Origin of the sequence: Caldovatus sediminis, from assembly GCF_014644455.1 — a bacterium.
In the GTDB taxonomy this organism is placed as follows: domain Bacteria; phylum Pseudomonadota; class Alphaproteobacteria; order Acetobacterales; family Acetobacteraceae; genus Caldovatus; species Caldovatus sediminis.
This window is the reverse complement of sequence record NZ_BMKS01000005.1, coordinates 304567-331307: the sequence shown is the minus strand read 5'-3', so window position 1 is coordinate 331307 and position 26741 is coordinate 304567. Positions and strand designations below refer to the sequence as shown.

Below are 26741 nucleotides of genomic sequence, written 5' to 3'. Positions count from 1 at the left end.
GAGAGGGGCGCATGGCCTCCTACGACCTTGTGCTGCGCGGCGGGCAGTGCGTGCTGCCCTGGGGGATCGAGGCGGCGGATGTCGGCGTGCGCGACGGCCGCATCGCCGCGCTCGGCGACCTGCGCACCGCCGCGGCGGCCGAGGTGCTCGACTGCCGCGGCCTGCACGTCCTGCCCGGCCTGATAGACCCGCACGTCCACCTGCGCGACCCCGGCGACCCGAAGGTGGAGAACGTCTCGGACGGCACCCGCGCGGCGGTGCTCGGCGGCCTCGCCGCGGTGTTCGACATGCCGAACACCACGCCGCTGATCGACCGGCGCGAGCGCCTCGACTGGAAGCGCGCATACGTCCAGGGCCGCGCCTGGTGCGACGTCGGCCTCTACGTCGGCGCCACCAAGACCAACATCAACGCGCTGGCGGAGCTGGAGCTCCAGCCCAACGTCTGCGCGATCAAGGTCTTCGCCGGTTCCTCCACCGGCGACCTGCTGGTCGAGGACGACGAGAGCCTGGAGCGCGTGATGCGCGCCGGAAGGCGGCGCGTCTGCTACCACTCCGAGGACGAGTACCGGCTGCAGGCGCGGCGCAAGCTGTTCACCCCCGGCATGCCGCACCGCAACCACATGGAGTGGCGCGACGTCGAGACCGCCTTCCTCGGCACCCGCCGGCTGATGGCGCTGGCGCGCAGGACCGGGCGCCCCGCGCACATCCTGCACGTCAGCACGGCGGAGGAGCTCGAGTACCTGAAGGACTTCCGCGACATCGCCACCGTCGAGGTTCTGGTCAACCACCTCAGCCAGACCGACGAGGCCTACGACCGCCTCGGCGGCTACGCGGTGATGAACCCGCCGATCCGCGACGCGCGCCACAGGGAGGCCGCCTGGGCGGCGGTGCGCGACGGCACGGTGGACTGCGTCGGCTCCGACCACGCGCCGCACAGCCGCGCGGCGAAGGAGCGGCCCTGGCCCGACACCGCGGCGGGGCTGACCGGCGTGCAGACGCTGGTGCCGCTGATGCTCGACCACGTGAACGCCGGCCGGCTCTCGCTGACGCGGCTGGCGGACCTGATGTGCGCCGGCCCGGCGCGGGTCTACGGCGTGGTCGGCAAGGGCCGCCTCGCCGCCGGCTACGACGCCGACTTCACCGTCGTGGACCTCGGGAAGAGGCGCGTGATCGAGGAGAGCTGGATCGTCTCGCCCTGCGGCTGGACGCCCTTCGCCGGGCAGGAATGCACGGGCTGGCCGGTGATGACGATCATCCGCGGGCAGGTGGTGATGCGCGAGGACGAGGTGCTGGGCCCGCCGCGCGGCGGCCTGGTGCGCTTCGCCGAGGCGCGGGGCTTCTGATGGCGCCCGACCTGCCCGCGACGGCGCCCGCCCCGCGGGGCGAGGCGGTCGCCGCGGTGGAGGCGGCGATCACCTCGCGCCGTTCGATCCGCGCCTTCCTCCCGACGCCGGTGCCGCGCGCGCTGGTCGAACACCTGCTCGACGTCGCCGCGCGCGCGCCCTCCGGCACCAACATGCAGCCCTGGCGCGCCTACGTGCTGACCGGCGAGCCGAAGCGGCGCCTGTCCGAGGCGCTGGTCGCCGAGCACATGGCGGGCGCGCCGGAGGAAGCGGAATACCGCTACTACCCGCACGAGTTCTTCGAGCCCTACCTCTCCCGCCGGCGCAAGGTCGGCTGGGACCTCTACGGCCTGCTCGGCATCAGGCGGGGCGAGACCGAGCGCATGCGCCGCCAGCACGCGCGCAATTTCGAGTTCTTCGGCGCCCCGGTCGGCATCGTCTTCACCATTGACCGGCGCCTCGCCATCGGCTCCTGGCTCGACTACGGCATGTTCCTGCAGAACGTCATGGTCGCGGCGCGCGCGCACGGGCTCGACACCTGCCCGCAGGCCGCCTTCGCGCGGCGCCACCGGACGATCCGCAGGCATCTGCCGATCCCCGACGCGGAAGCCGTGGTGTGCGGGATGTCGCTCGGCTACGCCGATCCCGACGCGCCGGAGAACGCGCTGGTCACGGAGCGGGCGCCGGCGCGCGAATTCGCCACCTTCCTCGGCGACGAGTGAGATGGCCGCCCCGTCCATCCGCTTCACCGAGGCGCCGGCGACGCTGCCGCGCGGCCGGCGCGTCTACGCGGTGGGCGACGTGCACGGCTGCGCCGCGCGGCTGGCCCGGCTGCACGCGATGATCGCCGCCGACCTCGCGCGCCGCCCCGTCGCCGCGCCGCTGCTGCTGCACATCGGCGACTACGTGGACAAGGGCGAGGACAGCGCCGGCGTGATCCGCCTGCTGCTGCGCGATCCGATCCCGGGCGTCCGCGCCGTCAACCTGCTCGGCAACCACGAGCGGATGATGCGCCAGGCGCTGGCGGGCGACCGCGGCGCGCGCGCCGACTGGCTGTGGTGCGGCGGGCGCGAGACGCTGGCGAGCTACGCCCTCGATCCCGAGGCGCCGGGCGAGTCCTGGGCCGCGGCCCTGCCGCCCGCGCACCGCGCGTTCCTGGACCGCGGCCTCGCGCTGCATCACCGCGAGGGCGGCTACCTCTTCGTCCATGCCGGCCTGCGCCCCGGCATCCCGCTCGAGGCGCAGAGCGAGGACGACCTCCTCGGCATCCGCCACGACTTCCTGCAGTCCGAGGCGGATCACGGCGTCGTCGTGGTGCACGGCCACACCGCGCGCGGCGCGCCGGAGGTGCGCGACAACCGCATCAACCTCGACACCGCCGCCTGGTCCGGCGGGCCGCTGACCTGCGCCGTGCTGGAGGGCGACCGCCTCGGCTTCCTGTTCGCCTGAGGCCGGGTGCTGCGGGATTCCGCGGGATCCGGGGCGGCGGCGGGCGCGGCCGCGGCACCCGTCGCGACCACCTGGCCGCGCCGCTGCGCAACGGACCGCCGCCGGGCGACCCTGCCCCCGGCGGGGGCGGCAGGCCTCGGCGGCATCGCGCGGGACCGGCCGGGCGGCGCACGCCGCCTTCCGGCCGCGACGCTCGCCGCCCGACGCGGCCGGTGGCATGCTGGCGCCCGCCGTGCGCTACGTCGCCCTCCTCCTCGCCCTGGTCGCGACCCCGCTCGCGCTGGTGCTGGCGCCGCAGGACGGCCCGCCGCGCACCGTGCGGGGCGGCCTGGCGGCGACGCCGCCTTCCGGCCGGCCGGAAGCCGTCTGCCTGGCCGCCCCCGACCCCGCCTGTCTGGTCGAGCTTGCCGTCGCGGCGAGCCTCTCCGCGAGCGACGAGGACCGGCTGCTGCCGGCCCTGGCGGGCGCGCTGGCGCGCGCCGGCCGGCTCGATGCCGCCGAGGCGATCCGCCAGCGTCTGCGGGGCGAGGGGGCGGCAGGCCGCGACGGGGCACGGCGCGAAGAGGCGGCCGATCGGATCCTGGTCGCCGAACTGCTCTGGGCGGCGCGCCACGATCCGGCGCACCCCGCCGATCTCGGCGCGCTCGACGAGCTTGCCGAGCGGCCGCGCCGCGGCCTGGACGGGCCGGCGCGGCGCGCCGAGGCCCTCGCCGAGCTGGCCGGGCTGCTCTGCCGCGACCATGCCCGCGGCCTGCGCGGGGCCGCCGCCATGCCGGGGGATCCCGGCGGCCCCGCCGGCGACGGCGCCCCGGCGGCGCGCCGCCTGAACGCGACCTTCGCCGCCCTCCTCGCGCGCTGGCCGGCGGCCATCGAGGCCCGCCCGGCACGGCGCCAGCCATCCGACTGGGAGGCGCTGGCGGAGGCGCACGCCTGCGCGGGCGACCCCGGAGCCGCGCGCGCGGCGCTGCGCCGCGCCGCCCTCGCCGCCCCGGGCACCGCCCATCCGGGACGCGTGCGGGCGCTCCTCGCCCTGGGCGAGACCGGGGAGGCGGAGGCGACGGCGCTCGACCTGCGGCGCCCGGACCAGCGCGCGGCGGGGCTGCTCGCGGTGGCGTGGCACGCCGCGGAGGAGGGGCGGCGGGAGCGGGCTGCGGAACTCGCCGACCTCGCGGTCGAGGCGGCGATGGGCGGGCGGCTCCCCGTGCTCGAGCGCCTGCGCGTGCTGCGCGGCGTCGCCCGCCTGCGGCACGGCCCGCTGGGCGACCCGCAGGGGGCGCGGGACGCGGCGGAGGCGGTGCAGGCCGCGGTGACCGAGCCGCCCGACGCGACACCCCGGCCGCTGCACCTGATCGAGGCGGCGGGCGCGTTCAACGACATCGGGCATGGCGAGCCGGCGTGCCGGCTCGCCGCGGCGGCGCTCGAGGCGGCGGCAGCGCCGGCGCCCGCGCGCGGGCCGTCCGCCGGCGGCGCGGCGGGCGGGTCCGCCCCGGACGGCGCGCCGTCCGCGCCGGCGACGCGCCTCTTCGGGCTGCGCGTCCTGCCGCAGCTCGGCAGCGCGCAGGAGCGACTGCCGGCGATCGGCGATGCGCTGCGCGCACGCATCGCCGTGGAGCTGCACCGCTGCGGCCGGCAGGAGGCCGCGCTGCGCCTGCTGAGGGAAACCGCCGCCCAGCATCGGGCGAACGGGTGGATCGAGCTCCACAAGGCCGCGCTCGCCGCCGGGACGGCGGAGCCCACCCCTCCGGGGCGCCTGCCGGACCTGGTCGCCCCCGACCAGCGCGGCCGCACCGCCGCCGCGCTGGCCGAGTTCCACGCCGCGCGCGGCGAGGCCGGGCCGGCGACCGCGTGGATCGCCGCCGCGCTCGAGGCGGGCACGGGCGGCCCGGCGCTGGCCGAGGCCGCGGCGCGGATCGGCCGCCGCGACCTCGCGACGCAGGCGCTGAAGCGGATCGCGCCGTCGCAGCTGCGCGGCCCGCCGGCGCAACGGGCGATGGACCTGCTGGCGCTCGCGGCGCGCTTCGAGGAGCTGCGCGGCGAGGAGGGAACCGCCGCGGCCGCGGGGCGGTAGGCGTCGCCGATCCGCGGCGCGCGACGCGACGGCGAGCCGTCCCCGCGCCGCGTTTCGTGATGTGCGCGGCGACGCCGCCCGTGCTGAGGAGGGCGCGGCCCGCGATGGGCTGCGGCATCGCGATGGCTCCCCGGCGAGGCGGCATGGCCGGAACCGGGGGCATGGCCACGGCGGTGCCGTCGCGCCGACCCTTCGGCGCGGTAGCGTCGGGCGTTCCGCCCGGTGCGACGGCGTCGCCGGAACAGGAGGCCCCGCATGCTCGGCGAGGCGACCGGACCGGAACCGCACCACGAACGCCGCCCGTTCCGGGAGGCGTCCGGCGGCGGGGCGGGCGGGCAGGCCGGGCGTCCGGCGATGCGCGGTGGGGAGATCGCCGGCCGGTCGCAGTGGTCGCCGCAGGGCGGCATGGGATCCGGGAAGCACAGGATGTCGGGAATCGCGATCGGCGCCGTGGCGCCGTCGGCGCTTGTCCCCGCGGCGGCGCTGTTCCACGACGAGCGCCTCGCCATGTGGCAGGGAATCGGCGGCTGGGCGCACGTGGTCGTGGGCGGCCTCATGCCCGTGCCGCATGCCAGCGCGACGGTGCTGTTCTGGGGCATCATGATCGGCCTCGCCGTGCCGCTGGTCCGCCGGATCGCGGGCAGGGCGGCCGCGTCGCGCCGCGGGGTCGCCCCCGAGGCGCCGGAAGAGCGCGCCGCCCGCGGCGAGATCCGCCGAGAGGCGCCGGATGCGCGCCGGCCGGCGCTGCTCGCCGGCCGCGCCGCCGGCGCGGACGGGTAGCGCACGCGGCGTGGCCTCCCACCCGCACCACGGGACGGCGCGGCGCGCGGAGGGGCACCCAGCCGCCGCCGCCGCTTCCGGGTGTCGCTCGCGCTGACGGTCCCGATCCTGGCGCTGTCGCCGATGATCCAGCACGCCCTCGGCCTGCGCGAGGCGCTGGAGTTCCCCGGATCGGACCACGTCCTCTTCCTCCTCGCCTCGGTCGCGTTCCTCTACGGCGGCTGGCCCTTCCTCGCCGGCATGGCCGCAGAGGTGCGGAGCGGCCGACCGGGGATGATGACGCTGGTCGCGCTCGCGACCTCGGTCGCCTACCTCTATTCGAGCGCGGTCGTCCTCGGCCTCGGCGGCGAGCCCCTCTTCTGGGAGCTGGCGACGCTGATCGCGGTCATGCTGCTCGGCCATTGGATCGAGATGCGCCCGGTGATGGGCGCCTCGGGCGCGCTGGAGGCGCTGGTCAGGCTGCTGCCGGCCGCGGCCATCCGCATCACGCCCGGCGGCGGGACTGAGGAGGTGCCGGTCGCGGCGCTCCGTCCCGGCGACCGCGTGCTGGCGGCCGCTCGCCGCCGGCATCGGGCACGGCTGGGGCCTGGTGCTCTCGCCCGCGGTCGGGGCGGCGCTGATGTCGCTCAGCACGATCATCGTCGCGGTCAACGCGAAGCTGCTGGAGCGCGCGCGGCGGCTCGTGCCGGCGGGCGGGACCGGCCGGGCGGCGTGATGCCGGCGGCATCGGTGGCCGACCGCTGCCGGGCCGCGCATGCGGCCCGCCGCCCGCGCCGGCCGCCAAGCGGCGCGGCCGCGCGCGCCGCGGCCCCGAGGCTCAGCCGGCCTCGCCCGCCCCCCTGCGCGCGGCGAGGCCGAGCGCCGCGGCGATGCCGGGGCGCTGCTCCGGGAAGGTGCCGTGGAACACGCGGTCCCCGATCAGCGTGACCGGCGCGACGCGCACGCCCGTGCGCCGCTTCGCCTCCTCCGCCACCGCGGGGTCGGTCAGGTCGTGCTCGACATAGCGCACGCCCTCGCGGTCGAGCCACGCCTTCAGCGCGCGGCAGTCCGGGCAGGCGGGGGCGGTGTAGATCTCGACGGCGGCGGTCATGGCGCGGGCCCCGTCGCGGCTCAGGCCGCCGCCGGGCGGACGGCGCCGGGCGCGGCCGCCTCCGCCGCCGCGCCGTCGCCGCCGCCCGCCGGCACGGGCGGGCGGAAGCCGCGCAGCCGCAGCGCGTTGCTGACCACGAACACGCTCGACAGCCCCATCGCCGCCGCGGCGAGGATCGGCGAGAGCAGCACGCCGAAGGCGGGCCAGAGCGCCCCGGCGGCCACCGGGATCAGCGCCACGTTGTAGGCGAAGGCCCAGAACAGGTTCTGCCGGATGTTGCGGATCGTCGCCCGGCTCAGCGCGATCGCGTTCGGCACCCCGCGCAGGTCGCCCGACATCAGCACCACGTCGGCGCTCTCGATCGCGATGTCGGTTCCGGTGCCGACCGCGAGGCCCACATCCGCCGCCGCGAGCGCCGGCGCGTCGTTGATGCCGTCGCCGACGAAGGCGACCGTGCGCCGGCCGCCCTGCCTCAGCCGCTCGACCACCGCCACCTTGCCGTCCGGCAGCACCTCCGCCGCGACCTCGTCAATGCCGAGGCGCCGCGCGATCGCCTCCGCCGTGCGGCGGTTGTCGCCCGTGACCATCGCGACCGGGAGGCCGAGCCGGTGCAGGGCCTCGATCGCCGCCGGCGTCGTCTCCTTGATCGGGTCGGCGACCGCGACCGCCGCGGCGAGCCTGCCGTCCACCGCGGCGTAGAGCGGCGTCCTGCCCTCGTCGGCGAGCCGCGCCGCGGCCCCGGCGAAGGCAGCGACGTCGAGGCCGAGCCGGGCCATGTGGCGGTCGGCCCCGACCGCGACGCGGCGGCCGTTGACGGTGGCGGCCACGCCGTAGCCCGGGATCGCCTCGAACCCCTCGGCGTCCGCCACCGGCAGGCCGCGGCGGCGCGCCGCCTCGACGATCGCCTCGCCCACCGGGTGCTCGGACCGCGCCTCGACGGCGGCGATCAGGGCCAGCACCTCGGCCTCGTCGAAGCCCGGGGCGGGGACGAGGTCGGTCAGCTCGGGCCGGCCCCTGGTCAGGGTGCCGGTCTTGTCCACCGCGACCAGGCGGGCCTCGCGCAGCGTCTGCAGCGCCTCGCCGTTGCGGAACAGCACGCCGATCTCGGCCGCGCGGCCGGTCGCGACCATGATCGAGGTCGGCGTGGCGAGGCCCATCGCGCAGGGGCAGGCGATGATCAGCACCGCGACCGCGTTGACCAGCGCGAAGGTCAGCGCCGGGGGCGGGCCGAAGGCGAGCCAGACGCCGAAGGTGAGGACGGCGGCGGCGATGACCGCGGGCACGAACCACATCGTCACCCGGTCCACCAGCGCCTGGATCGGCAGCTTCGCGCCCTGCGCCCGCTCCACCATGCGCACGATCTGCGCCAGCACCGTGTCGGCGCCGACGGCGGTGGCGCGGAAGCGGAAGGCGCCGGTCTTGTTCACCGTGCCGCCGACGACCCGGGCCCCGGCCTCCTTGCGCACCGGCACCGGCTCGCCGGTGACCATGCTCTCGTCCACGAAGGAGGCGCCTTCGATCACCTCGCCGTCCACCGGCACCCGCTCGCCGGGGCGGACGAGGACGACGTCGCCGACGCGCACCTCCGCGACCGGGACCTCCACCGCCGCGCCGTCGCGCTCGACATGCGCGGTCCTGGCCTGCAGGCCCATCAGGCGCCGGATCGCCTCCGAGGTGCGGCCCTTGCTGCGCGCCTCCAGGTAGCGGCCGAGCAGGATCAGCGCGACGATCACCGCCGCGGCCTCGAAGTAGACGTTGCGCGCGTCCGCCGGCAGCAGCGCGGGCGCGAAGGTGGCGACCGTCGAGTAGGCCCAGGCGGCGCCGGTGCCGATCGCCACCAGCGAGTTCATGTCGGGCGCGCCGCGCAGCAGGTTCGGCCAGCCGGTGCGCTGGAAGCGCAGCCCGGGGCCGAACAGCACCAGGGTGGCGAGCGCGAACTGCAGGTACCAGGAGGCGCGGGTCCCGATCGTCGCCTCCACCCAGTGGTGCACCGCCGGCACCAGGTGCCCGCCCATCTCGAGGACGGCGAGCGGCAGCGTCAGCAGGACGGCGAACAGCATCGCGCGCCGCAGCGCGCGGAGCTCCCGCTCGCGCCCCTCCCGCTCGCGGTCCGCGCGGGCCTCGGCGGCCTCGACGGCGATCGGCCGGGCCTCGTAGCCGGCGCGGCGCACCGCCGCCTGCAGCGCCGCGACCTCCACCGCGCCGCCGCCGAGGTGCCGCACCACGGCGCGCTCGGTGGCCAGGTTCACCGAGGCGTCGAGCACCCCGGGCACGGCCCGCAGCGCGCGCTCGACCCGGCCGACGCAGGAGGCGCAGGTCATGCCCTCGACCGAGAGTTCCGTCGTCTCCTCCGGCACGGCGTAGCCCGCGCGGGCGATGGCGCCGAGCACCGCCGCGAGGTCGGGCGGGCCGTCGAAGCGCAGCACCGCGCGCTCGGTGGCGAGGTTGACGCTCGCCTGCGCCACGCCGGGCACGGCGGCCAGCGCCTTCTCGATGCGGCGGACGCAGGAGGCGCAGGTCATGCCCGCGATCGGCAGCGACAGCGTCGCGCCGGGCCCCTGCGAGGGAGTCCGGGGGGGCCGGGCGGCGAGGTTCGTGTCGGGGGCCATCTCGGGTCTGTTCCGTGGGGTGGATCGCGCGACGGGGGAGATGAGGCTTCCCATCATGGGAAGGTCAAGCGCCCGCCGGCCGCCGCCAGCGGTCCCGCGCCGCGGCGCAGCACGCGGCCGGCCCGGTGGTCCGCCGCAGCGGCCAGCATGGCATGGGTGCCGCGAGGTGTCGCGTGGCGCGCCTCCGTCCCGTCGCATGGCCGCCTGCACCGCCGGCTGGTCCCCGCGCGGGTCGGGCCCGAGCGCGGCGCGCAGCCGCCAGCAGCCGGCGAGGAGGCGACGAAGGCACTGCCCGCCTGGCCGGACAGGGCGCCGGGGACCGCGCGGATCGCCCGATCCGCCCCGCCGACGTTGTGCCGCACGGACGGAGGGCCCGCGCCCCTCATCGCCGGGCCTTGCGCGGCGGGAAACGGTTGAGGGGGATCCTCAGGCAGGACGTGCCGTTCGCTTCCGGATCGGGCCGCCCGCCGCCGCGCATGCGTCCAGCATCAGCGCCGGCAGGGGGAGGTCGGTGTCGCGCGCCTCGCGCATCCGCACGAATTCCTCTTCGGTGATGCCGTCGCGGACGTGGATGTTCCGGGCGCGCTGCTCCGCCACGGTCGATTCCCACCATGGTGCCCGCCCGGCATGTAGTCGTGCCCGGCGAAGATGCGCGTCGCGGGCGGCAGCGCGAGCAGCCGGCGGGTCGAACGCCACAGGGCGTGCGCGTCGCCGCCGGAAGTCCGCGCGGGCGGTCCCCGAGTCCGGCATGAACAGCGTGTCGTGCACGAAGGCGGCGTCGCCGATCCGGTAGGCGATGGAGGCCGCGGTGTGGCCGGGCGTGAACATCACCTCCGCCTCGATGCCGCCTATGCGGAAGCGCTCGCCGTCCTCGAACAGGCGGTCCACTGCGAGCCGTCGGCGGGGAAGTCGGGCCGGTTGGTTGTAGGTCCCCTTCCAGATCCGCTGCACCGCGACCACGCGGGCGCCGATCGCGATCGGCGGGCCGCCAAGCCGCTCCTTGAGGTCGGGCGCGGCCGACAAGTGACCGGCGTGCGGGTGCGTGTCGAGGATCCACTCGACCTCGCGCCCCCGCTCCCGCACGAAGCGGAGCATCCGGTCGGCGAAGTCGGTGTGGGTGGCGCGGGCGTTGCGGTCGAAGTCGAGCGCCGGGCCGATCAGCGCGGAGCGCCGCGTGTCCTGGTCGGCGCAGACATGGGCAACGCTGTTGGTCTCCCCGTGGAAGAAGCCCGTCACCTCCGGGCGCCCGGACGCGGTCATCCTCGCTTCCTTCCTCTCGGCTCGCGGCTGCGCCCCGGCGCGGCGGCATCCGGGCGTGGGGCCGGACCGGACCGGAACCCTGCGGACGCTGCGCGGTTCCCGTTCGCCCGCCGGACCGGCGGTGCCCCGCCGGGGCCCCGGGCGGAGGGCTGCGCGGGCCGCGCGGCGCCCCCGGCCGCCGATCCGTCGCCCCCGCGCGCCCGGCGCCGCCAGAGCCGTTTCCGACCGGCCGTGCCCGCCGCGCCGGCTCCCGCTCGTTGTTCGCCGCGCCGGTTCGCGCGCCCGGCCGTTTCCGGCCGTCCGCGATCGCCCTACCCGGCCGCGGCAGGCAGGCGCGGCACGGGCGCCGCGGCCGCGCGCCGCCGCCGTTGTCCGCCCGGCCGCACCGGCCCGAACGGGCCGAACACGACGGCGCCGGCGAGCATGACGCCCGCCACCACGGCCATCATCCCGGCCGCGTTCAGCCCGTGGCCGAGCCCGAGCGCCTCCGGCGCCAGCGCCGCGACCCAGTAGCCGCCGGCGCCCATCACCGCCGCCGCCGCGGCGGACAGCGCGAACTGCCGCGCGTAGCTGTCGGTCAGCGCGCGCGCGATCGCCGCCGGCGCGACCAGGGCGGCGATCACCAGGATCGAGCCGACCGCCCAGAAGGCCGCCACGCAGGCGACCGAGACGAGCACCAGCACCAGCAGCGACAGCGGCCGCGGCGCGAAGCCGATGGACCGGGCGAAGTCCGGATCGAAGGCCGCGAGCCGCAGCTCCTTCCAGAGGAGCGCGAGCAGCGCGACGGTCAGCGCCAGCACCACCGCCAGGGTCTTCACCTCGGCCGGGAACTCCGCCAGCGCCGCGGGGTCGAGCAGCGAGCCGGCCCCCTGCGCCGCCGGCCAGATCAGCGCCTCGAGCTGGCCGTACAGCACGCAGTCCACATCGAGGTCCACGGCGTGCGCGCCCGTGACCTCGATCAGCACGATGCCGAGGGCGAACATCCCCGAGAACACCAGGCCCATCACCGCCCCGGGCTCGAGGCGCGTCAGGCGCCGCACCAGCGCGATCAGCAGCGCCGCCACGATCGCGGCCGCCATCGCTCCGGCCACCAGGGGCGGCGCCGCGCGCGTGCCGCTGATCCAGAAGCCGACGACGATGCCGGGCAGCACGGCGTGGCTGATGGCGTCGCCGAGCAGGCTCTGCCGCGTCAGCAGCAGCAGGTTGCCGATCAGGCCGCACACCAGGCAGGCGAGGGTCGCCGCGAGCAGGGGGGCGAGGTCGAGCTGCAGGAACTCGGTCATCGCGGTCCGCGCTCCGTCTCCGGCTCCCCCGGTCGGATCAGGCCGCCCGCCGGCGGGAGCCGGGCCGGATCGTGGCGGCGGAGCCAGGCCTCGGCCTCCATGGCGACCTCGGGCGGCAGGGTGTGCTCCACCTGGTCGGCGGCGCGGTGCGCCGCCTCGGGCGGCAGCCCACCGGCGGACTGCATGTAGTGCTCCCAGAGCCGGTGCCGCCGCGTCAGCTCGCGCGCCATGGCGAGGCCGGCCGGCGTCAGTGCCACGCCGCCCTCCGGGCGCTCGGCGACCAGCCCGGCCCAGCGCAGCCACCGCGGCAGGACGGCGCGCTGCCAGGCCGACCAGCCGGCGCCGCGGCCGAGATCGGGCCAGCCGATGGCGCCGGCCGCCGGCTGCCGCTCGGCCGCCTCGAAGGCGGCGCGCAGCGCGTGGTCGCGCGCCACCACCAGGGACAGCCGCAACTGGCGCCATGCGAAGGCCAGCACGCCGCGCCGCGGCGCGACGACCAGCGCCAGGACGAACATCGCGCAGGCCACCAGCACGATGGTCGCGCCGGTCGGCAGGTTCGGCGCCGCCGCCGAGAGCCCGGCGCCGAGCCACGCGGCGGCGGCGCCGAGCACGCCCGCCAGGGCGACCATCACGCCGAGCCGTTCGGTGACGAGGCGCGCCGTCACCGCCGGGATCACCATCAGCCCGACCACCAGGATCAGCCCGACCGCGCGCAGCCCGGCGACGGTGACGGCGAGCATCAGGCCGAGCAGCGCGAGGTCCAGGGCGCGCACCGGCAGCCCGACCGAGGCGGCGAAGTCGCGGTCGAAGCAGAGCGCCGCGAGCGGCCGGAACAGCAGCGCCACCAGCAGCAGCGACAGCACGGCGAGGCCGCCGATCAGCCGCGCGTCGAACGCGCTCATCCCCGCCGCCTGGCCGAGGATGAACGACTTCAGCCCGGCCTGCCCGCCCACGGGCAGCGACTGCACCACCGAGACCAGCACCACGCCGAGGCCGAAGCCGATCGAGAGCACCAGCGCCATCGCCGCGTCGTCGCGGATGCGCCCGCCCCGCGTCAGCGCCCCGACGGCCAGCACCGCCGCGCCGGCGCTGATCGCCCCGCCCGCGAGCAGGAGCGGCAGCGACCGCGCGTCCCACCCGGCGAGGGCGGCCAGGATGAACGCCCCGGCCACGCCGGGCAGGGTGGCGTGCGCCGCCGCGTCGGCGATCAGCGCGCGGCCGCGCAGCAGCACGAAGCAGCCGAGCGAACCCGCCGCGAGCCCGAAGGCCGCGCAGCCCAGCGCGACGACGGTCGCGTTGTAGCCGCCGGCGAAGAGCAGCGCGTCGAGCAGCGCGCCGGTCATGGGCCCGCGGGTCCCGCGACGCGCGCCCCGCCGGCCCGCGCCGCCGCCACCGCCTGCTCCAGCAGCGACAGCCGGCCGCCATAGGTGCGCGCGAGGTTCTCCGGCGTGAAGGTCGTCGCCATCGGGCCGGCGGCGATGGCGCGCACGTTCAGCAGCAGGACGTGCCCGAAATACTGCGGCGCGGTGGCGAGGTCGTGGTGGACGGCGATCACCATCCGCCCCTCCGCCGCCAGGCGCTGCAGCACCTCGACGATGGCGCGCTCGGTCGCGGCGTCCACGCCGGCGAAGGGCTCGTCCATCAGGTAGAGGTCGGCCTCGAGCGCCAGCGCGCGGGCGAGGAAGACGCGCTGCTGCTGGCCGCCCGAGAGCTGGCCGATCTGGCGGTCGGCGAAGTCGGCCATGCCGACCTCGGCGAGCGCGGCGCGGGCGCGCTCCCGCTCCGCGCGCGGCAGCGGGCGGAACCAGCCGACCCTCGGGTAGCGCCCCATGGCCGCGACCTGCAGCGCGGTGGCCGGGAAGTCCCAGTCCACGCTCGCGCGCTGCGGCAGGTAGCCGACGCGGCGCCGGGCCTCGGCGATCGGCCGGCCGAAGACTCGCACCTCGCCGGACAGGCGCGGCACCAGGCCGAGCACGGCCTTGAGCAGCGTGGACTTGCCGGCGCCGTTCGGCCCGACGATCGCGGCGAGGCCCGAGGACGGCGACTCCCAGGACACGTCCCAAAGCACCGGCTGCTCGTGGTAGGCGACCGAGAGGTGCCGCACCGCCAGCGCGGGGACCTGCGGCGGCCCCGGCGGGGAGCGCATCGCGGCGGGCGCGGCGTCGTTCATGACCGTGCGCGCAGCCGGCCCTGGAAGCCGCGCTCCGGCGCCTCGCCGCCGAGGGCGCGCACGATCGTCGTGACGTTGTGGTCGATCATGCCGATGTAGGTGCCCTCGTAGGTGCCGGGCTCGCCCATCGCGTCGGAGAACAGCTCGCCGCCGACGACGACGCGGTGGCCGCGCGCCGCCGCCCCCTCGACGAGGGCGCGCACGTTGCGGTCCGAAACCGAGGTCTCGACGAAGACCGCCGGGACGCGGCGCTCGACGAGCAGCGCGACGAGCTCCTGGATGCGGCGCACCCCCGCCTCGGACTCGGTGGACAGGCCCTGGATGCCGAGCACCTCGATGCCGTAGCGGCGGCCGAAGTAGCCGAAGGCGTCGTGCGCGGTGACCAGCACGCGCTGGGCCTCCGGGATGGTCGCGACGGCGCGCTCGGCATAGGCGTCGAGCGTGCGCATGCGCTCCTGCAGCGCGGCGAGGCCGCGGCGGTAGTCCGCCGCGCCGGCCGGGTCGTGGTGGGCGAGGCGGTCGGCGATCAGCTCCGCGGCGCGCGACCAGGCGCGCGGGTCCATCCAGACATGCGGGTCGTAGGCGCCGCCGAGCCCCTCGGGCTCGAGAAGCTGATCCTCGGGCAGCAGCTCGGTGACGGCATAGACCGGCTTGCCGCTGCGCGCGATGCGGACGAAGGCGTCGGCCATTTTCCCCTCGAGGCCGAGGCCGTTGTAGAAGACCAGGTCGGCACGCAGCATCCGCGCCATGTCCTCGCGGGTCGCCCGGTAGAGGTGCGGGTCCACGCCGGGCCCCATCAGCACCTCGAGGCGGATCCGCTCGCCGCCGATCTCCCTCGCCACGTCGCCGATCATCGCGGTCGTCGTCAGCACGCCGAGGGGGCCGCGCCGCTGCCGCGACGGCTGCGCCGACGCGCCCGCGGCGGCGAGGCCACCGCCGGCGGCGAGCAGTCCGACGGCGCGCCTGGCGAGCGCACGGCGGCCAAGGCGGGGATCCGGGACGGAGGGGCAGGGCATCGGTCTCGTCATCGGTCCGCTCGGAGAACGGATGTGCCACGGGCGCCGTTCTAGTTAATGGGCTGCATTCTCGCGCACAAGCCCGAGTATGAAGCATAGGCTACAGATTGGCCCGGAGGCCCGAACGCATTATCCTCACGCCATGAACCCGCAGGCCCTGAGTTTCCCCGACCCCGCACCGGCCGAAGCGGCCGAGGGACGGCCGGACGAGGCGGCCCGCCACGCCTCGGCGCGCTCGGCGCGCGCCAGCGCGCTGACCGAGGACTACGTCGAGATCATCGCCGACCTGCTCGAGCGGGAGGGCGAGGCGCGGCCGACCGACATCGCGCGCCGCCTCGGCGTGACCCACGCGACGGCGATCAAGACCATCGCCCGGCTGAAGCGGGACGGCCTCGCCCACGCCAAGCCCTATCGCGGCGTGTTCCTGACCGAGGCCGGCCACGCCCTGGCGCGGCGGGTCCGGGTGCGGCACCAGACCGTGGTCGCCTTCCTGCGCGCGATCGGCGTCCCGCCGGAGGCGGCGGAGGCGGACGCCGAGGGGATCGAGCACCACGTGAGCGAGGAGACGCTCGCCGCCTTCGAACGGTTCATCGCGAGCGGCGGCTCCGCCGCCGGCCGGTGACACAGCGCCCGGGGGGCGGCCTCACGCCCGCGGCCGCGCCAGCAGCACCGGCCGGAACAGGATCGTGATCGCCAGCTCCCAGCCGAGGGCGATCATCAGCAGTCTGCCCATGCTCGCCGTGCCGGGATGGCTCGACAGCCAGAGGGCCCCGAAGGCGGTGGCGGTCGTCAGCGCGCTGAACACGACCGCGCGCATCAGGCTGGTCTGCACCAGGTCCGTCTCCCCGGCGCGCCAGGCCAGCACGAAGTAGATGCTGAACGCCACCCCGATGCCGATCAGCAGCGGCAGCGCGATGACGTTAGCGAAGTTCAGCGGCTGGCCGATGACGACGCAGGTGGCGAGGGTGAGCAGGCCGGCCAGCAGCACCGGCAGCATCGCCAGCGCCACGTCGCGGCCGCGCCGGAGCGCCCCCCACAACAGGGCCGCGATCGCCAGGGCGGACAGCGCCGCCGCCTGCAAGAAGGCGAGCACGACGGTGTCGCCGGCCTCGCGCGTCAGGATCGGGGTGCCGGTCGCCGCGGGCGCGACCGCCTGCACGGCGGCGGCGAAGCGCCGCAGCGCGGCGTCGCCGCCGCCCGCCTCGCGGGGGAAGACCTGCACCCGGGCGCGGCCGTCCTCCGCGACCCAGTCCGCGACCAGCTCGGGCGGCAGGCTCTCCCGGGTGACGGGCGCCGCCTCCAGCGCCGTGCGCGTCTGCCGCAGGAGCGTCATGAGCGGGTCGCGCACCGCGTGCGCCGCCCGCTGGCGCCGCTCCGGCGCGCCCTCCGCCAAACGATCGAGCGCGTCCGCGAGGCGGCGGGCCGCGCGCGCTGCGGCGCCCGGCGCGTCCGCCGCGGCCGCCGTGCGCCGCAGCTCCGCCGCGGTCCGCGCGAGCGCCTCCGCCGCCTCGGCGTCGGAGGGCGGCGCGCGGACCTCGACCGGGTCGAGGGTGAGGGCGAGCAGCGCGGCGGCGTCCTCGATGAGGGCGAGCTTCTCCTCCTGCCGCGCGGGGATGAAGCTGCTCAGCGTGACCGCGCGCGACACCTCCGGCAGGGCCGCCAGGCGCCCGGCCAGGGCATCGGCCGCGGCGAGCGAGGGGGCTAGCACGTCGATGGTGTGCGGGGTCCGATCGGGGTCCGCCATCAGGTCGGCGAGCGTCGCCATCGACTCCGCCTCCGGGTTGCGCAGGTTCAGCGGGTCGGAGTCGAAGCGCAGCATCGGCAGCAGCGCGATCGAGGCCGCCGCGAGGGCAGCCCCGGCCCGCAGCACCGCCCGGCGGTGCCGGCACAGCCACCCCACGACCGGCGCCGCCAGGGCGAGGCCGCCGCCCTCGAGCGGCCGGCCCGGCGGCGGATCGAGCAGCGTCAGCAGCGCCGGCAGGACCGTCAGGCTCATCGCCAGCGCGATCAGCATGCCGAGGCCCGCGATCGCGCCGAGCTCCGACACGCCGGTGAAGCGGGTCGGCAGGAAGGCGAAGAACCCCGCGGCGATCGCCAGCGCGGCCAGGGTCAGCGGCCGGCCGAGCCCGATGCCGCTCGCCACCAGCGCGTCCTCGATCCGGGGCAGCGCCCGCCGCTCGGCGCGGCAGCGGACGCCGAGCTGGATCCCGAAGTCCACGCCCAGCCCGACGAACAGCGGGATGAAGGCCACCGAGATCAGGTTGAGGCGGCCCACGGCGAACAGGCCCACCCCCGTGGTGACGACCAGGCCGAGCGCCGTCGTGAGCAGGATCGCCGCGAGATAGCGCAGCGAGCGCACCGCCAGCCACAGCACGACCAGCAGCGACGCGACCATGGCCCCCATGGTGAGTGCCGCGTCGTCCACGAGCGTCGCGAACTCCTCGTCCGCCAGCGGCACCGGGCCGGTCAGGCGCAGGCGGACGCCGTGCGCAGGCCCGAGGCCCAGCTCCCGCGCCGCGGCGCGGATTGCCCCGCTCGCCGCCGCGCCCGGCGCGAGCGCCCCGTAGTCCAGCACCGGCTGGACGATCAGGATGCGGCGCGCGTCACCGGCCTCCGCCGGCGCGTCGGCGATCAGCCGGCGCCAGGAGAAGAAGGCGGGCCGGCCCTCGGCCGCCGCCTCGAAGGCCTCCGCGAGGGCCGTCATGGCGCGCTCGAGGTCGCGCAGCGCCGCCTCGCCGCCGCGGACGCCCTCGAGCGCGGTCGAGAGGCTCGTCATGACGCCGCGGAGGCTGGGGTCGGCCGCCAGCGTCCCGAGGACGGGCTGGGCCGCGATGAGCCGCTCGGTCGCCGCCTGCACCTCGTCGAGCGGCAGCAGGAGCAGGCCGTTGCGCTCGAAGAAGGGGCCGCCCTCCGGCAGCCGCACGGAGCGGACGTGGCGCGCGTCCTGCCGCAGCCGGGCCGCCAGCGCGGAGGCCGCCTCGTCGGCCAGTTCCGGCGTCGCGGCGTCGATCACCGCGACGATGGTGTCGGCCTGCCGGGGGAAGGCCGCGTTGAACGCGGCCCGCTGCCGCCGCCACTCGAGGTCGGGGGAGAGCAGCTCCGCCGTGTCGGTGGTGATGGCGAAGTCGCGCCCGATGTGGAGCAGCGCCGCCGCCCCGAGGAGCAGGCCGAGCAGCAGCGCGCGCCACGGCCGGCGGCAGCTCGCCGCGACGATCCGGCCGGCGAGGGGCATCCCGGCGCTCACGCCGCGACCCGGGACGCGCGGAACGGGGTGCCAGCGGGCGGCCGGGCGGGGCAGCGCCGGGGCGAATTGCTCATGCGGCCACCGCCGTTCTAATCACGCGCCGACCGGCAGCGGCCCCGGGCGCCGGCGCGCCGGGCGGACACCGCCACGCCGAGGGGGGGCGCGCAGGCAGCACAGGTGAGCACGGACACCGTCATCCATCGCATCGTCCGGCCCGCGGTTCGGCGCATCGCCCGCACCCGCGTCACGCCGAACCACCTCACCACGCTGCGCGTCGCCACGGGCCTCGCGGCGGCGGCGGCCTTCGCCGCCGGCGGCCCCTGGCCGGCGATCGGCGGCGCCGTCTTCGTGCTGTCCATGCTGCTCGACCGGGCCGACGGCGAGCTCGCGCGGCAGACCGGCCGGTCGAGTCGCTTCGGGCACTGGTACGACATCGTCGGCGACTGCCTGTGCAACATGCTCGCGCTGTTCGGGATCGGCATCGGGCTCTGGGACACGCTCGGCGCGCTCGGCCCGCTGCTCGGCGCGGTCGCCGGCGCGGGGGTCGGGGTGATGTTCTGGGAGATCCACGGGCTCCGGCTCGCCGAGGCGCGCGGATACCAGCTCCGGCCCGGCGTCGTTGTCGACCCGGACGACGCGCTGGTCCTGGTGCCGGTGTTCGTCTGGACCGGGGCCGCGGCCCCGATGCTCGTGGCCGCCGCGGTGATCACGCCGCTGGCCTCCGTCTGGCTCGCCCTGCGGGCCGGGCGGCGGACCGAGGAGCGCGCCGGACAGCGCCGCTCTTGAGGACGCCCCGCGCGCGCCCGCGCCGCCGGGCACATCGAGGACCCGCCTCGCCCCGGGGACGGGCGCGGCGCCTTCGTTTCCTCCGGGAAGGGCGGCATGCCCCCGCCCGGAACGGTCGGGGTCATCGAGCGGATGCCCCGCTCCCGCCGAACGCCCGCACGCGGCGGCAGCTCCGACCCTCCAGCCGCGGCGATCGCGGAGCGCGCGCCCGGCCGCGCACCGGCCCCGCCAGGATCGCCTCCACCGGGGCGAGAACGGCGCGAAGCCGGAATCCTCCGCCGGCTGGTCCGCGGCCGGCCGGCCCCCGATCGGGCCGCCCGGCCGGGCGGGCCGGCCGCCGGGGGAGGCCGCGATGCGGCAGGGCCGGATCATCCCTGTCACGCCATGTCGTCCCCTGCGCGGTGCGGACCGTGCGCCGCCGCTGCACCCGCGGCCTACCGGCAGGCCAGGACGCGGATGTCGTACACGGGGTGCTCCAGCATGTGCACGCCCGGGGCGTTGGCGAACATCCAGCCGCGGAAGGCGGGCGGGCTGCCCGCGGGCGCGCGGCTGTCGGCGATCTCCATCCAGGCGGCGGCGTCCGGCACCTCCTCCGGCGGCCGCGCGTGGCAGGCGCGGACGACGATGGTGAGGGTGTCGAAGCGCGCCGGCTCGCCGACCCGCGCCTCGAACACCGAGACGCGCGCCGTCACCTTGTCGAGCGCCTGGAGCTGCGCGGTGGCGCGGGGCACCCAGTCCTGCGCCGCCGCATCCCCCCGCGCCGCCGCCAGGGCGAGCGTCGCGGCCGCCGTGATGCGGAGCGCGCCGCGCCCGCGCGCCACCGGGGACGTTCCCCGCCTGCCGCCGCCGCGCCGCATTCAGCCGCGCCGGTCCGGGCCGGGCCGCTTCGGGCTGGGCAGGGCGGCGACGAGGTCGGTCAGGATGCGCCGCATCGCCGCCTCGTCCACGCCCATCAGCACCGCGTCCTCGAAGGCGTCGCGCAGCACCTGCGCCGCCTCGCGGTGGTTCTCCTCGAGCACCTTGAGCTTCTCGCGGCAGGCGATCGGCGCGCCGTCGGCGCCGGGCCACTCGGCGGGAGGACGCAGGGCGTCGCGGCTCATCGCGAAGGCGTCGGCGCCGGCGCGCCACCCCCCTCCTGCGGCTGCTGCGGCTGCTGTCGGTTGCCCTGGCTCATCTCCGTCGCCGAGAAGATGAAGCGGCCGAGCAGGGATTCCAGGTTCACCGCCGACTGGGTGATCGTGATCTCCTCGCCGTCGCGGAGGATCCGCTCCGATCCGCCCGGCACCAGCGCGACGTAGCGGCCTCCGAACAGCCCCTCGGTGGTGATCTCCGCCGAGGTGTCGTCCGGCAGGCGCAGCGACGCGTCGATCCGCAGCGTCAGCACGGCAAGGAAGGTCTGCGGATCGATCCGGGCGTCCGCCACGCTGCCGATCCTGACGCCGGCGATGCGCACGTCGGTCCCCGGGGCGACGCCGTCGATCCGGTCGAAGCGCGCGCGCAGGGTCTGCGTCTCGCCGCCGAAGACCGGGCCGGCACGCCCGGAGTGCAGCACGGCATAGGCGAGGAAGGCCGCCGCCACCGCCAGCACGACCGCGCCGGCCGCGACCTCCGCGAGGTTGCGCCTCCTCACCGCCGGCGCCTCATTGGCCCGGCGTCCAGGCCTCGTAGTCCCCGCTCGTCGGCCGGCGGCGGCCGCCGACATAGTCGTGGCCCGAGGGGCGGTAGGCCTGCGGCGTTCCGGTCAGGTTCGGCCGGTGGTCCTTCTGCCAGGGATAGAGCGGCGTCTCGGGCAGCGGCGCGTCGGTCGTGTGGTGCAGCCAGCCCCACCACTCGGGCGGCACCGCCGAGGCCTCCGGGCGGCCGGCATAGACCACCCAGCGGCGCGGCAGGCGGTCGGTGGGATGGAGCCGGCGCGACTCGTAGTAGGCGTTGCCGAAGCGGTCGGTGCCGACCCGCCGCCCGGAGAGTGCGGAGGTCAGGCGCAGCAGGAGGGACATGGAAGGGCGTCCGGGGTCCGATCGGGTGTTCGTGAGGGCGGCGGACATTCGCACACCGGCGACGCCGGCGCAAAGCCGGGGGCGGGCCGGACGGATCCACTAGATATTGCGGTCCCGCCGCGAGGCGGACGCGAGATGCGGCTTCCCCGCCCCCCGATTCGCCCCGTAGCATCGCCCCATGGCACGACGCATCGCCGGAACCTTGTGGGAGGGGGTCGCGCTGCGCCGCGTGCGCGCGGGCGCCGATCCGGACGCGCCGCCGCGCCCGGTGGCGCTGCCGGCGGCCTGGCAGGACGAGGACGGCACCGCCGCCGCCGCCCTGGCCGCGCTCGCCCCGGAGGGGGGCGGTCCGGTCTCGCTGCCCGGGCTGGCGGAGGGGTGGATCCGGCGCCTCGTCGCGCGCGGCCGCCGCCTCGGCCTGCTGGCCGATGCGGCGGAGGCCGAATCCCTCGCCCAGGCGCTGCGTGCCCTGCTGCTCGCCCGCCGCGGCGCGCCCGGCGCCGAGGTGTGGCGGCACGACGCGCGGGCCGAGCCGCGCTTCGTGCTGAACCTGCCCGCCTTCCTCGACGCGGAGGGCGGGGGCTTCGACGCCGCCGCCTATGCCGGCGCGGTCGCGGTCGGGGTGCGGGCGCTCGACCTCCTCGCCGGCGGCAAGGCGCGGCGGCTGCGGCTGGGCTTCGCGGACCTCGCCGGGCTGCTCGCCGGGCTGGGGCTCGCCTACGACTCGGCGGAGGGGCGGAACGCGGCCGCGGCCGTCGCCGCGCTCACCCGGGGCGCGGCGGAGGCCGAGTCGGGCCGGCTCGCCGCGCGGCATGGGGCGCTGGAGCCGGTGGCGCTGTTCTGGCCGGCCCCGCCCGCGGCGACGCCGGGCGTGCCGGGCCTCGCCGAGGCGGCGCGCGCGGCGCTGGACGCGGCCGCGGCCGCGCCCGGGCGGCGCCACGCCGCGCTGGTCGCGCTGGCGCCGCCGGACGCGGTCGAGGCGCTGCTCGGCGCCGAGACCGGCGGGCTGGCCCCCGCCGCCGGCGCCACCCGGCTCGGCCGGGATCCCGCGACCGGCGCCCTCGCCGAGCGGCCGACCCTGGCCGCGCGCCGCATCGGCCCCGCCCGCGCGGCGGCGCTGCTCGCCCCGGTCGGGCCGGAGGCGCGGCGGGCGATGGAGGAGGCGGTCGGACCCTTCCTGCACGCCGATCCGCCGGCGCCCGTCGCGGTGCCGCGGCCCGAGCCGGCGCCGCTGCCCGTGCCGCCAGCCGCGCCGCGCCCGGCCGCCGCCGCGACCCGCCGCAACGGCGTCACCTGGCGGGTCAGCGTCGGCGGCCACCGCGTCGCGCTCCGCACCACCGAGGACGCCGAGGGCGGGCTGGTGGAGATCGCCGTCACCCTCTCCAAGGAGGGCGCCGCCTTCCGCAGCCTGATGGACGCGCTGGCGCAGTCGGTCAGCCTCGGCCTCGCGCGCGGCGTGCCGCTCGCCGACTATGTCGAGGCCTACGCCTACACCCGCTTCGGCCCCGCCGGGGCGGTGGAGGGCGACCCGGACATCCCGCGCGCGACCTCCTTCCTCGACTGGATCTTCCGGCGCCTGGCGATGGACTATCTCGGCCGGCGCGACCTGCCGCAGCCGAGCGAGGAGGACTGCGCGCCCGACGCGCTCGGCAGCGCCGCGCAGCAGACCCTGCCGCTGCTGCCGCTGGAGCTGCCGGCGCGGTCCGCGCCGGCGCGGACGGGGCGGCGGCGGCCCGCGCGGGGGTTGCGCGTCGTCGGGGGCTGATCCACTCCTCGCCGCCTGTCGCCGCGAACGGGAGGAGGACGACCCATGGCCGCCGGACGCATCGAGGCCCGCCTGCGCGAGCTCGGCATCAGCCTGCCCGAGGCGGCGGCGCCGATCGCCAACTACGTGCCCTACGGCGTGACCGGGAACCTGGTCGTGATCTCCGGCCAGCTCCCGCTGCGCGGCGGCGCGCTGGTCGCGACCGGCAAGCTCGGCGCCGGCGTCACGCTCGAACAGGGGCGCGAGGCGGCGCGGGCCAGCTTCCTCAACCTCGTCGCCCAGCTCAGGGCGGCCTGCGGCGGCGATCTCGACCGGGTGCGCCGCGTGGTGCGGCTCGGCGGCTTCATCGCCTGCACGGCGGAATTCACGCAGCACGCGCAGGTGATGAACGGCGCCTCGGACGCGGCGGTGGAGATCTTCGGCGAGGCCGTGGGGCGGCACGCCCGCACGACGGTCGGCGTGCCCTCCCTGCCGCTCGACGCGGCGGTCGAGGTCGAGGGGATGTTCGAGATCGGCTGAGCGCCGGCGGACGGCGCGGAGGCGCGCGGCCTCCGCCGCGCGCCGCCTTTCGCGCTTGAGTGATTAGGAGTCCTACGTATAATCGCCCCATGCCCGCCGCCGCCCCGGAGCCGCTGCCCACCCGGATCGCCGCCGGCCTCGCCCGGCTCTCCGTCGCCCTGCGCGCGGGGCAGTGGCGCCTGGCCGAGGCGCATGGGCTGACCGCGACCCAGGCGCAGATCCTCGGCCTGCTCGCCGCGCGGGCGGCGGAGCCCGCCCGGCTCCGGCCCGGCGAGGTGGCGGAGCAGCTCGGCATCACCCGCGCCACCGCCTCGGACGCGCTCTCGGCGCTCGCGCGCAAGGGGCTGGTCGCCAAGCGGCCCGATCCGCGCGACGGCCGCGCCCTCGGCCTCGCCCTCACGGCGGAGGGGGCGGAGGCCGCGCGCGCCGCCGGCGATGCCCCGGCGCTGCTGGCCGAGGCGGCGGCGGCGCTGTCGCCCGCCGACCAGGCGGCGCTGCTGCGCCTGGTGGTCAAGATGATCCGCGGGCTCCAGCTCCGCGGCGCGATCGCGCCGGCGCGCGTCTGCGTCACCTGCCGCTACTTCCGCCCGCACCTCTACGACGATCCCGCGGCGCCGCACCGCTGCGACCTCGTCGGCGCGCCCTTCGGCGACGCCGCGCTGCGCGTGGACTGCGCCGATCATGCCGCGGCGCCGCCCGAACTCGCCGGGCAGACCTGGCGCCGCTTCGACGCCGGCGGCGCCCCGCACGGCAGCGCGACGCCCCGCCTCGCGGCGGAGGGCGGAACGTCGCGGCCCCGCCCATCCGCCGCGCGCGCGAGGAGCGACCACGACCCATGACCGGCCCCTTCCGCACCACCGTCCTCGCCCTGGCCTGCCTGGCAGGCGCCGGCGCCGCGCAGGCGCACGGCGCCGGCCGCATCGAGAGCCCGCCCGGCGGGCCGGGCGGCGCCCGGGTCGAGCCCGCCTTCGACATCGTCCGCACCGAGATCCGCACCGAGCGCGACCACCTCGTCTTCCGCATGCGGGTCGCCGACCGCGCCGGCGCCGTCGCGCCGACCCCGACCGGCCGCCTGCAGGGCGCCGAGGTCTTCGCCTATGTCTGGCCGACGCGGCTCGACAGCGCCGCGGCGGGATTCGAGCCGGGCCAGGGCATCCTCGCCCTCGCCGCCACCTCGCATCCCGATTTCGACGACACGCCGCGCGACGACGAGAACGGCGACGGCGATCCGAACAACGACGGCGGCGTGTGGCACAGCCACTGGGTCGTCCTGGTGCCCGACGAGGCCTGCGGCCCCGGCGCGCTGAAGGTGCGCGACATCCCGGAGGGGACGCGGCCGCGCCTGCCGCCGACCTGGCCGGGGCTCCCCATCCTGCTCGACAGCCCGGGGCATCGGCCGGCCATCGGCGGGCGCAGCGTGGAGGTGCGGGTGCCGCGCGCGAGCGTCGCGGCGGAGACGCGCGGCGTCGCCTTCGACGGCGTCACCGCCGGGCTGCGCGTGAACGCCAACCTGCACGCCCCGCTGCTCTGCGTGGCGCGGGTGTTCGACGTGGCCTCGGGCGGGCTGACGCTGCCGGGGCGGATCGAATAGCAGGGCCGCGCGGGACGGCGGGGCCGGGCGCTTGCGCGCCGCCCGGCCGGGCCGACATGCTGGGCCGATGCCCGACGGCGCCGCCGCCCTGTCGCTCTCGCTGCACCCCCGCATCGCCGACATCCCCGCCGCCGAGTGGGATGCCTGCGCCGGCGGGGACAACCCGTTCGTCTCCCATGCGTTCCTCGCCGCGCTCGAGGACTCCGGCTCGGCCACCGCGCGCGCCGGCTGGATGCCGCAGCACGCGGCGCTGCGCGACGCGACGGGCCGGCTCGTCGCCTGCGCGCCCTGCTACGCGAAGAGCCATTCCCGCGGCGAATACGTCTTCGACTACGCCTGGGCGGAGGCGCTGGAGCGCGCGGGCGGCCGCTACTATCCGAAACTCCAGGTCTGCGTGCCCTTCAGCCCGGTCCCCGGGCCCCGGCTGCTGGTGCGGCCCGGCTGCGGCGTGCCGGTCGCCGCCCTGGCCGAGGGGCTGGTGCAGGCCTGCCGCGGGCTCGGCACCTCCTCCGTGCACGTGACCTTCTGCACGGAGGGCGAGTGGACCGCGCTCGGCGAGGCCGGGTGGCTGCGCCGGATCGGCGTGCAGTTCCACTGGCACAACGCCGGCTACGCCAGCTTCGACGACTTCCTCGGCGCGCTCTCCAGCCGCAAGCGCAAGGCGATCCGGCGCGAGCGGCGCGAAGCGGCGGCTTCCGGCCTCGTCCTGCGCACCCTGCGCGGGCACGAGATCACGCCGCGGCACTGGGCCGCCTTCCACCGCTTCTACCGCAGCACCACGGACAGGAAGTGGGGCCGCAGCGCCTACCTGACGCCGCAGTTCTGGCCGATGCTCGGCGAGCGCCTGGGCGACGCCGTGGTGCTGATGGTGGCCGAGCGGGACGGCGAGCCGGTCGCCGGCGCGCTCAACCTGCTCGGGCGCGAGGCGCTCTACGGGCGCAACTGGGGCAGCCTCGTGGAGCTGCCCTTCCTGCACTTCGAGCTCTGCTACTACCGCGCCATCGAGTTCGCGATCGCGCACCGCATCCCGCGCGTCGAGGCCGGGGCGCAGGGCGAGCACAAGATCCAGCGCGGCTACCTGCCGGTGCCGACCTGGTCCGCGCACTGGATCGCGCATCCGGGGCTGCGGCGCGGCGTGGCCGAGTTCCTCGCCCGCGAGCGGCCGGCGATGGAGGAGGAGATCGCCGCCCTCGCGACCCTCTCGCCCTTCCGCAGGGAGGGCGAGGAGGCGGCGTAGCGGAACCGGCTGGCCCGGATCGCCGCCGCCTGCTCTGATGGGCGCGGGCAGGAGGAGGACAGCGGGATGGCGGGAACCGGCACGCAGAGTCTTCGTGTGGCGCTCGCCGACGATCCGGGGATCTTCCGGGAGATCGCGATTCCCGGCGACCGCTCGCTCCACCGGCCGGCCGAGGCCGTCAGCCGCGCCTTCGGCTGCGATTGCGACCACGCCTTCGGCTTCTCCAGCGGGCGGACGGTGCGCACGCTGACGAGGGCGCGGCCGACATACGCGCTGTTCGCCGACGGGGAGGGCGGCGACGGCGACGCGGGAAGCGCGGGGAAGACCACGGTCGCCGAGGCGTTCCCGAGGATCGGCCACCGCATGGCCTTCCCCTGCGACTGCGGCGACGCGTGGCTGTGCCGCCCCGCGATGACCGGGAGCGGCCGAGGGGCGCCCCGGACCCGGCATCCGAGGATCGTCGCCCGCGCCGGCGCGGCGCCGCCGCACTACCCCGCGCGGGACGAGGAGGAGAGCGGGCGCGGCGACGCCTGA

26 protein-coding genes are annotated in these 26741 nt (G+C 77.3%); 14 read left to right on the top strand and 12 right to left on the bottom strand.

The features are described from left to right. Positions 1 to 11: 11 nt before the first annotated feature. The 6 genes from IEX99_RS10970 to IEX99_RS22695 all read left to right on the top strand — a co-directional run bounded on the left by IEX99_RS10970 (position 12) and on the right by IEX99_RS22695 (position 6355). Positions 12 to 1343, top strand: coding sequence for a dihydroorotase (locus IEX99_RS10970; protein WP_188900080.1), 1332 nt, complete (start codon positions 12 to 14; stop codon positions 1341 to 1343). Then, positions 1343 to 2065: a nitroreductase family protein gene (locus IEX99_RS10965; RefSeq protein ID WP_188900078.1), complete on the top strand. Its 723-nt coding sequence runs from the start codon at positions 1343 to 1345 to the stop codon at positions 2063 to 2065. Before IEX99_RS10970 ends, IEX99_RS10965 begins: the two co-directional genes overlap by 1 nt. Before the next feature lies 1 nt (position 2066). After that, positions 2067 to 2792 (top strand): metallophosphoesterase, encoded by a 726-nt coding sequence (locus tag IEX99_RS10960; RefSeq protein WP_188900076.1) that lies wholly within the window; start codon positions 2067 to 2069, stop codon positions 2790 to 2792. A gap of 217 nt (positions 2793 to 3009) precedes the next feature. After that, on the top strand, positions 3010 to 4860 hold the full coding sequence (locus IEX99_RS10955) for a hypothetical protein (protein ID WP_188900074.1): 1851 nt from the start codon (positions 3010 to 3012) through the stop codon (positions 4858 to 4860). A 426-nt stretch (positions 4861 to 5286) separates the two neighbouring features. Next, positions 5287 to 5640, top strand: coding sequence for a hypothetical protein (locus tag IEX99_RS10950; RefSeq protein ID WP_188900072.1), 354 nt, complete (start codon positions 5287 to 5289; stop codon positions 5638 to 5640). A 589-nt stretch (positions 5641 to 6229) separates the two neighbouring features. After that, positions 6230 to 6355 (top strand): hypothetical protein, encoded by a 126-nt coding sequence (locus IEX99_RS22695; protein ID WP_268237472.1) that lies wholly within the window; start codon positions 6230 to 6232, stop codon positions 6353 to 6355. 102 nt (positions 6356 to 6457) lie between these two features. On the opposite strand, the gene IEX99_RS10945 is transcribed toward IEX99_RS22695, so the two are convergent. The 7 genes from IEX99_RS10945 to IEX99_RS10915 all read right to left on the bottom strand — a co-directional run bounded on the left by IEX99_RS10945 (position 6458) and on the right by IEX99_RS10915 (position 14924). Further along, a complete protein-coding gene (locus IEX99_RS10945; RefSeq protein WP_188900070.1) occupies positions 6458 to 6730 on the bottom strand; it encodes a glutaredoxin family protein in 273 nt (90 codons plus the stop codon). 20 nt (positions 6731 to 6750) lie between these two features. Next, positions 6751 to 9339: a heavy metal translocating P-type ATPase gene (locus tag IEX99_RS10940; RefSeq protein WP_188900068.1), complete on the bottom strand. Its 2589-nt coding sequence runs from the start codon at positions 9337 to 9339 to the stop codon at positions 6751 to 6753. 426 nt (positions 9340 to 9765) lie between these two features. Continuing rightward, positions 9766 to 10599 carry an MBL fold metallo-hydrolase gene (locus IEX99_RS10935; RefSeq protein ID WP_229677944.1) on the bottom strand — a complete coding sequence of 278 codons (834 nt, stop codon included), beginning with the start codon at positions 10597 to 10599 and terminating at the stop codon, positions 9766 to 9768. A gap of 311 nt (positions 10600 to 10910) precedes the next feature. Beyond that, positions 10911 to 11882, bottom strand: coding sequence for a metal ABC transporter permease (locus IEX99_RS10930; protein ID WP_188900066.1), 972 nt, complete (start codon positions 11880 to 11882; stop codon positions 10911 to 10913). Further along, entirely contained in the window at positions 11879 to 13225 is a 1347-nt protein-coding gene (locus tag IEX99_RS10925; protein WP_188900064.1) for a metal ABC transporter permease, read from the bottom strand. Before IEX99_RS10925 ends, IEX99_RS10930 begins: the two co-directional genes overlap by 4 nt. Further along, entirely contained in the window at positions 13222 to 14052 is an 831-nt protein-coding gene (locus IEX99_RS10920) for a metal ABC transporter ATP-binding protein (RefSeq protein WP_229677943.1), read from the bottom strand. The genes IEX99_RS10925 and IEX99_RS10920 overlap by 4 nt, the downstream gene beginning before the upstream one ends. After that, positions 14049 to 14924, bottom strand: a complete 876-nt coding sequence (locus tag IEX99_RS10915) for a metal ABC transporter solute-binding protein, Zn/Mn family (RefSeq protein ID WP_229677942.1) — start codon at positions 14922 to 14924, stop codon at positions 14049 to 14051. Before IEX99_RS10915 ends, IEX99_RS10920 begins: the two co-directional genes overlap by 4 nt. A gap of 286 nt (positions 14925 to 15210) precedes the next feature. On the opposite strand from IEX99_RS10915, the gene mntR reads away from it, so the two are divergent. Then, on the top strand, positions 15211 to 15690 hold the full coding sequence (mntR, locus tag IEX99_RS10910) for a manganese-binding transcriptional regulator MntR (protein WP_188900062.1): 480 nt from the start codon (positions 15211 to 15213) through the stop codon (positions 15688 to 15690). A gap of 21 nt (positions 15691 to 15711) precedes the next feature. Here mntR and IEX99_RS10905 read toward each other — a convergent pair whose 3' ends face one another. Next, complete coding sequence (locus tag IEX99_RS10905) at positions 15712 to 18300, bottom strand: MMPL family transporter (protein ID WP_188900060.1); 2589 nt, start codon at positions 18298 to 18300, stop codon at positions 15712 to 15714. 189 nt (positions 18301 to 18489) lie between these two features. On the opposite strand from IEX99_RS10905, the gene IEX99_RS10900 reads away from it, so the two are divergent. Continuing rightward, positions 18490 to 19098: a CDP-alcohol phosphatidyltransferase family protein gene (locus tag IEX99_RS10900; RefSeq protein WP_188900058.1), complete on the top strand. Its 609-nt coding sequence runs from the start codon at positions 18490 to 18492 to the stop codon at positions 19096 to 19098. Between the two features lie 434 nt (positions 19099 to 19532). Here the strand turns inward: IEX99_RS10900 and IEX99_RS10895 are convergent, their stop codons facing one another. Genes IEX99_RS10895 through IEX99_RS10880 form a run of 4 tightly spaced genes read right to left on the bottom strand, consistent with a single transcriptional unit; the run spans position 19533 to position 21095 of the window. Then, a complete protein-coding gene (locus tag IEX99_RS10895; protein ID WP_229677941.1) occupies positions 19533 to 19919 on the bottom strand; it encodes a DUF2155 domain-containing protein in 387 nt (128 codons plus the stop codon). A gap of 36 nt (positions 19920 to 19955) precedes the next feature. Then, positions 19956 to 20198, bottom strand: a complete 243-nt coding sequence (locus IEX99_RS10890) for a hypothetical protein (RefSeq protein WP_188900054.1) — start codon at positions 20196 to 20198, stop codon at positions 19956 to 19958. Then, positions 20195 to 20728: an outer membrane lipid asymmetry maintenance protein MlaD gene (mlaD, locus tag IEX99_RS10885; RefSeq protein WP_188900052.1), complete on the bottom strand. Its 534-nt coding sequence runs from the start codon at positions 20726 to 20728 to the stop codon at positions 20195 to 20197. Before mlaD ends, IEX99_RS10890 begins: the two co-directional genes overlap by 4 nt. 10 nt (positions 20729 to 20738) lie before the next feature. Then, positions 20739 to 21095 carry an NADH:ubiquinone oxidoreductase subunit NDUFA12 gene (locus tag IEX99_RS10880; protein WP_188900051.1) on the bottom strand — a complete coding sequence of 119 codons (357 nt, stop codon included), beginning with the start codon at positions 21093 to 21095 and terminating at the stop codon, positions 20739 to 20741. Between the two features lie 178 nt (positions 21096 to 21273). On the opposite strand from IEX99_RS10880, the gene IEX99_RS10875 reads away from it, so the two are divergent. The 6 genes from IEX99_RS10875 to IEX99_RS10850 all read left to right on the top strand — a co-directional run bounded on the left by IEX99_RS10875 (position 21274) and on the right by IEX99_RS10850 (position 26741). Continuing rightward, positions 21274 to 22860: a TSCPD domain-containing protein gene (locus tag IEX99_RS10875; RefSeq protein ID WP_188900049.1), complete on the top strand. Its 1587-nt coding sequence runs from the start codon at positions 21274 to 21276 to the stop codon at positions 22858 to 22860. Between the two features lie 45 nt (positions 22861 to 22905). Beyond that, entirely contained in the window at positions 22906 to 23379 is a 474-nt protein-coding gene (locus IEX99_RS10870) for a RidA family protein (protein WP_188900048.1), read from the top strand. Between the two features lie 89 nt (positions 23380 to 23468). Continuing rightward, the gene (locus IEX99_RS10865) at positions 23469 to 24218 is read left to right on the top strand and encodes a MarR family winged helix-turn-helix transcriptional regulator (RefSeq protein ID WP_188900047.1); all 750 of its coding nucleotides are present in this window, start codon (positions 23469 to 23471) and stop codon (positions 24216 to 24218) included. Continuing rightward, positions 24215 to 24970 carry a hypothetical protein gene (locus IEX99_RS10860; RefSeq protein WP_188900046.1) on the top strand — a complete coding sequence of 252 codons (756 nt, stop codon included), beginning with the start codon at positions 24215 to 24217 and terminating at the stop codon, positions 24968 to 24970. Before IEX99_RS10865 ends, IEX99_RS10860 begins: the two co-directional genes overlap by 4 nt. Before the next feature lie 67 nt (positions 24971 to 25037). Next, a complete protein-coding gene (locus IEX99_RS10855) occupies positions 25038 to 26207 on the top strand; it encodes a GNAT family N-acetyltransferase (protein WP_188900045.1) in 1170 nt (389 codons plus the stop codon). Positions 26208 to 26273: 66 nt separating this feature from the next. Then, positions 26274 to 26741 (top strand): IS1096 element passenger TnpR family protein, encoded by a 468-nt coding sequence (locus IEX99_RS10850; protein WP_188900044.1) that lies wholly within the window; start codon positions 26274 to 26276, stop codon positions 26739 to 26741.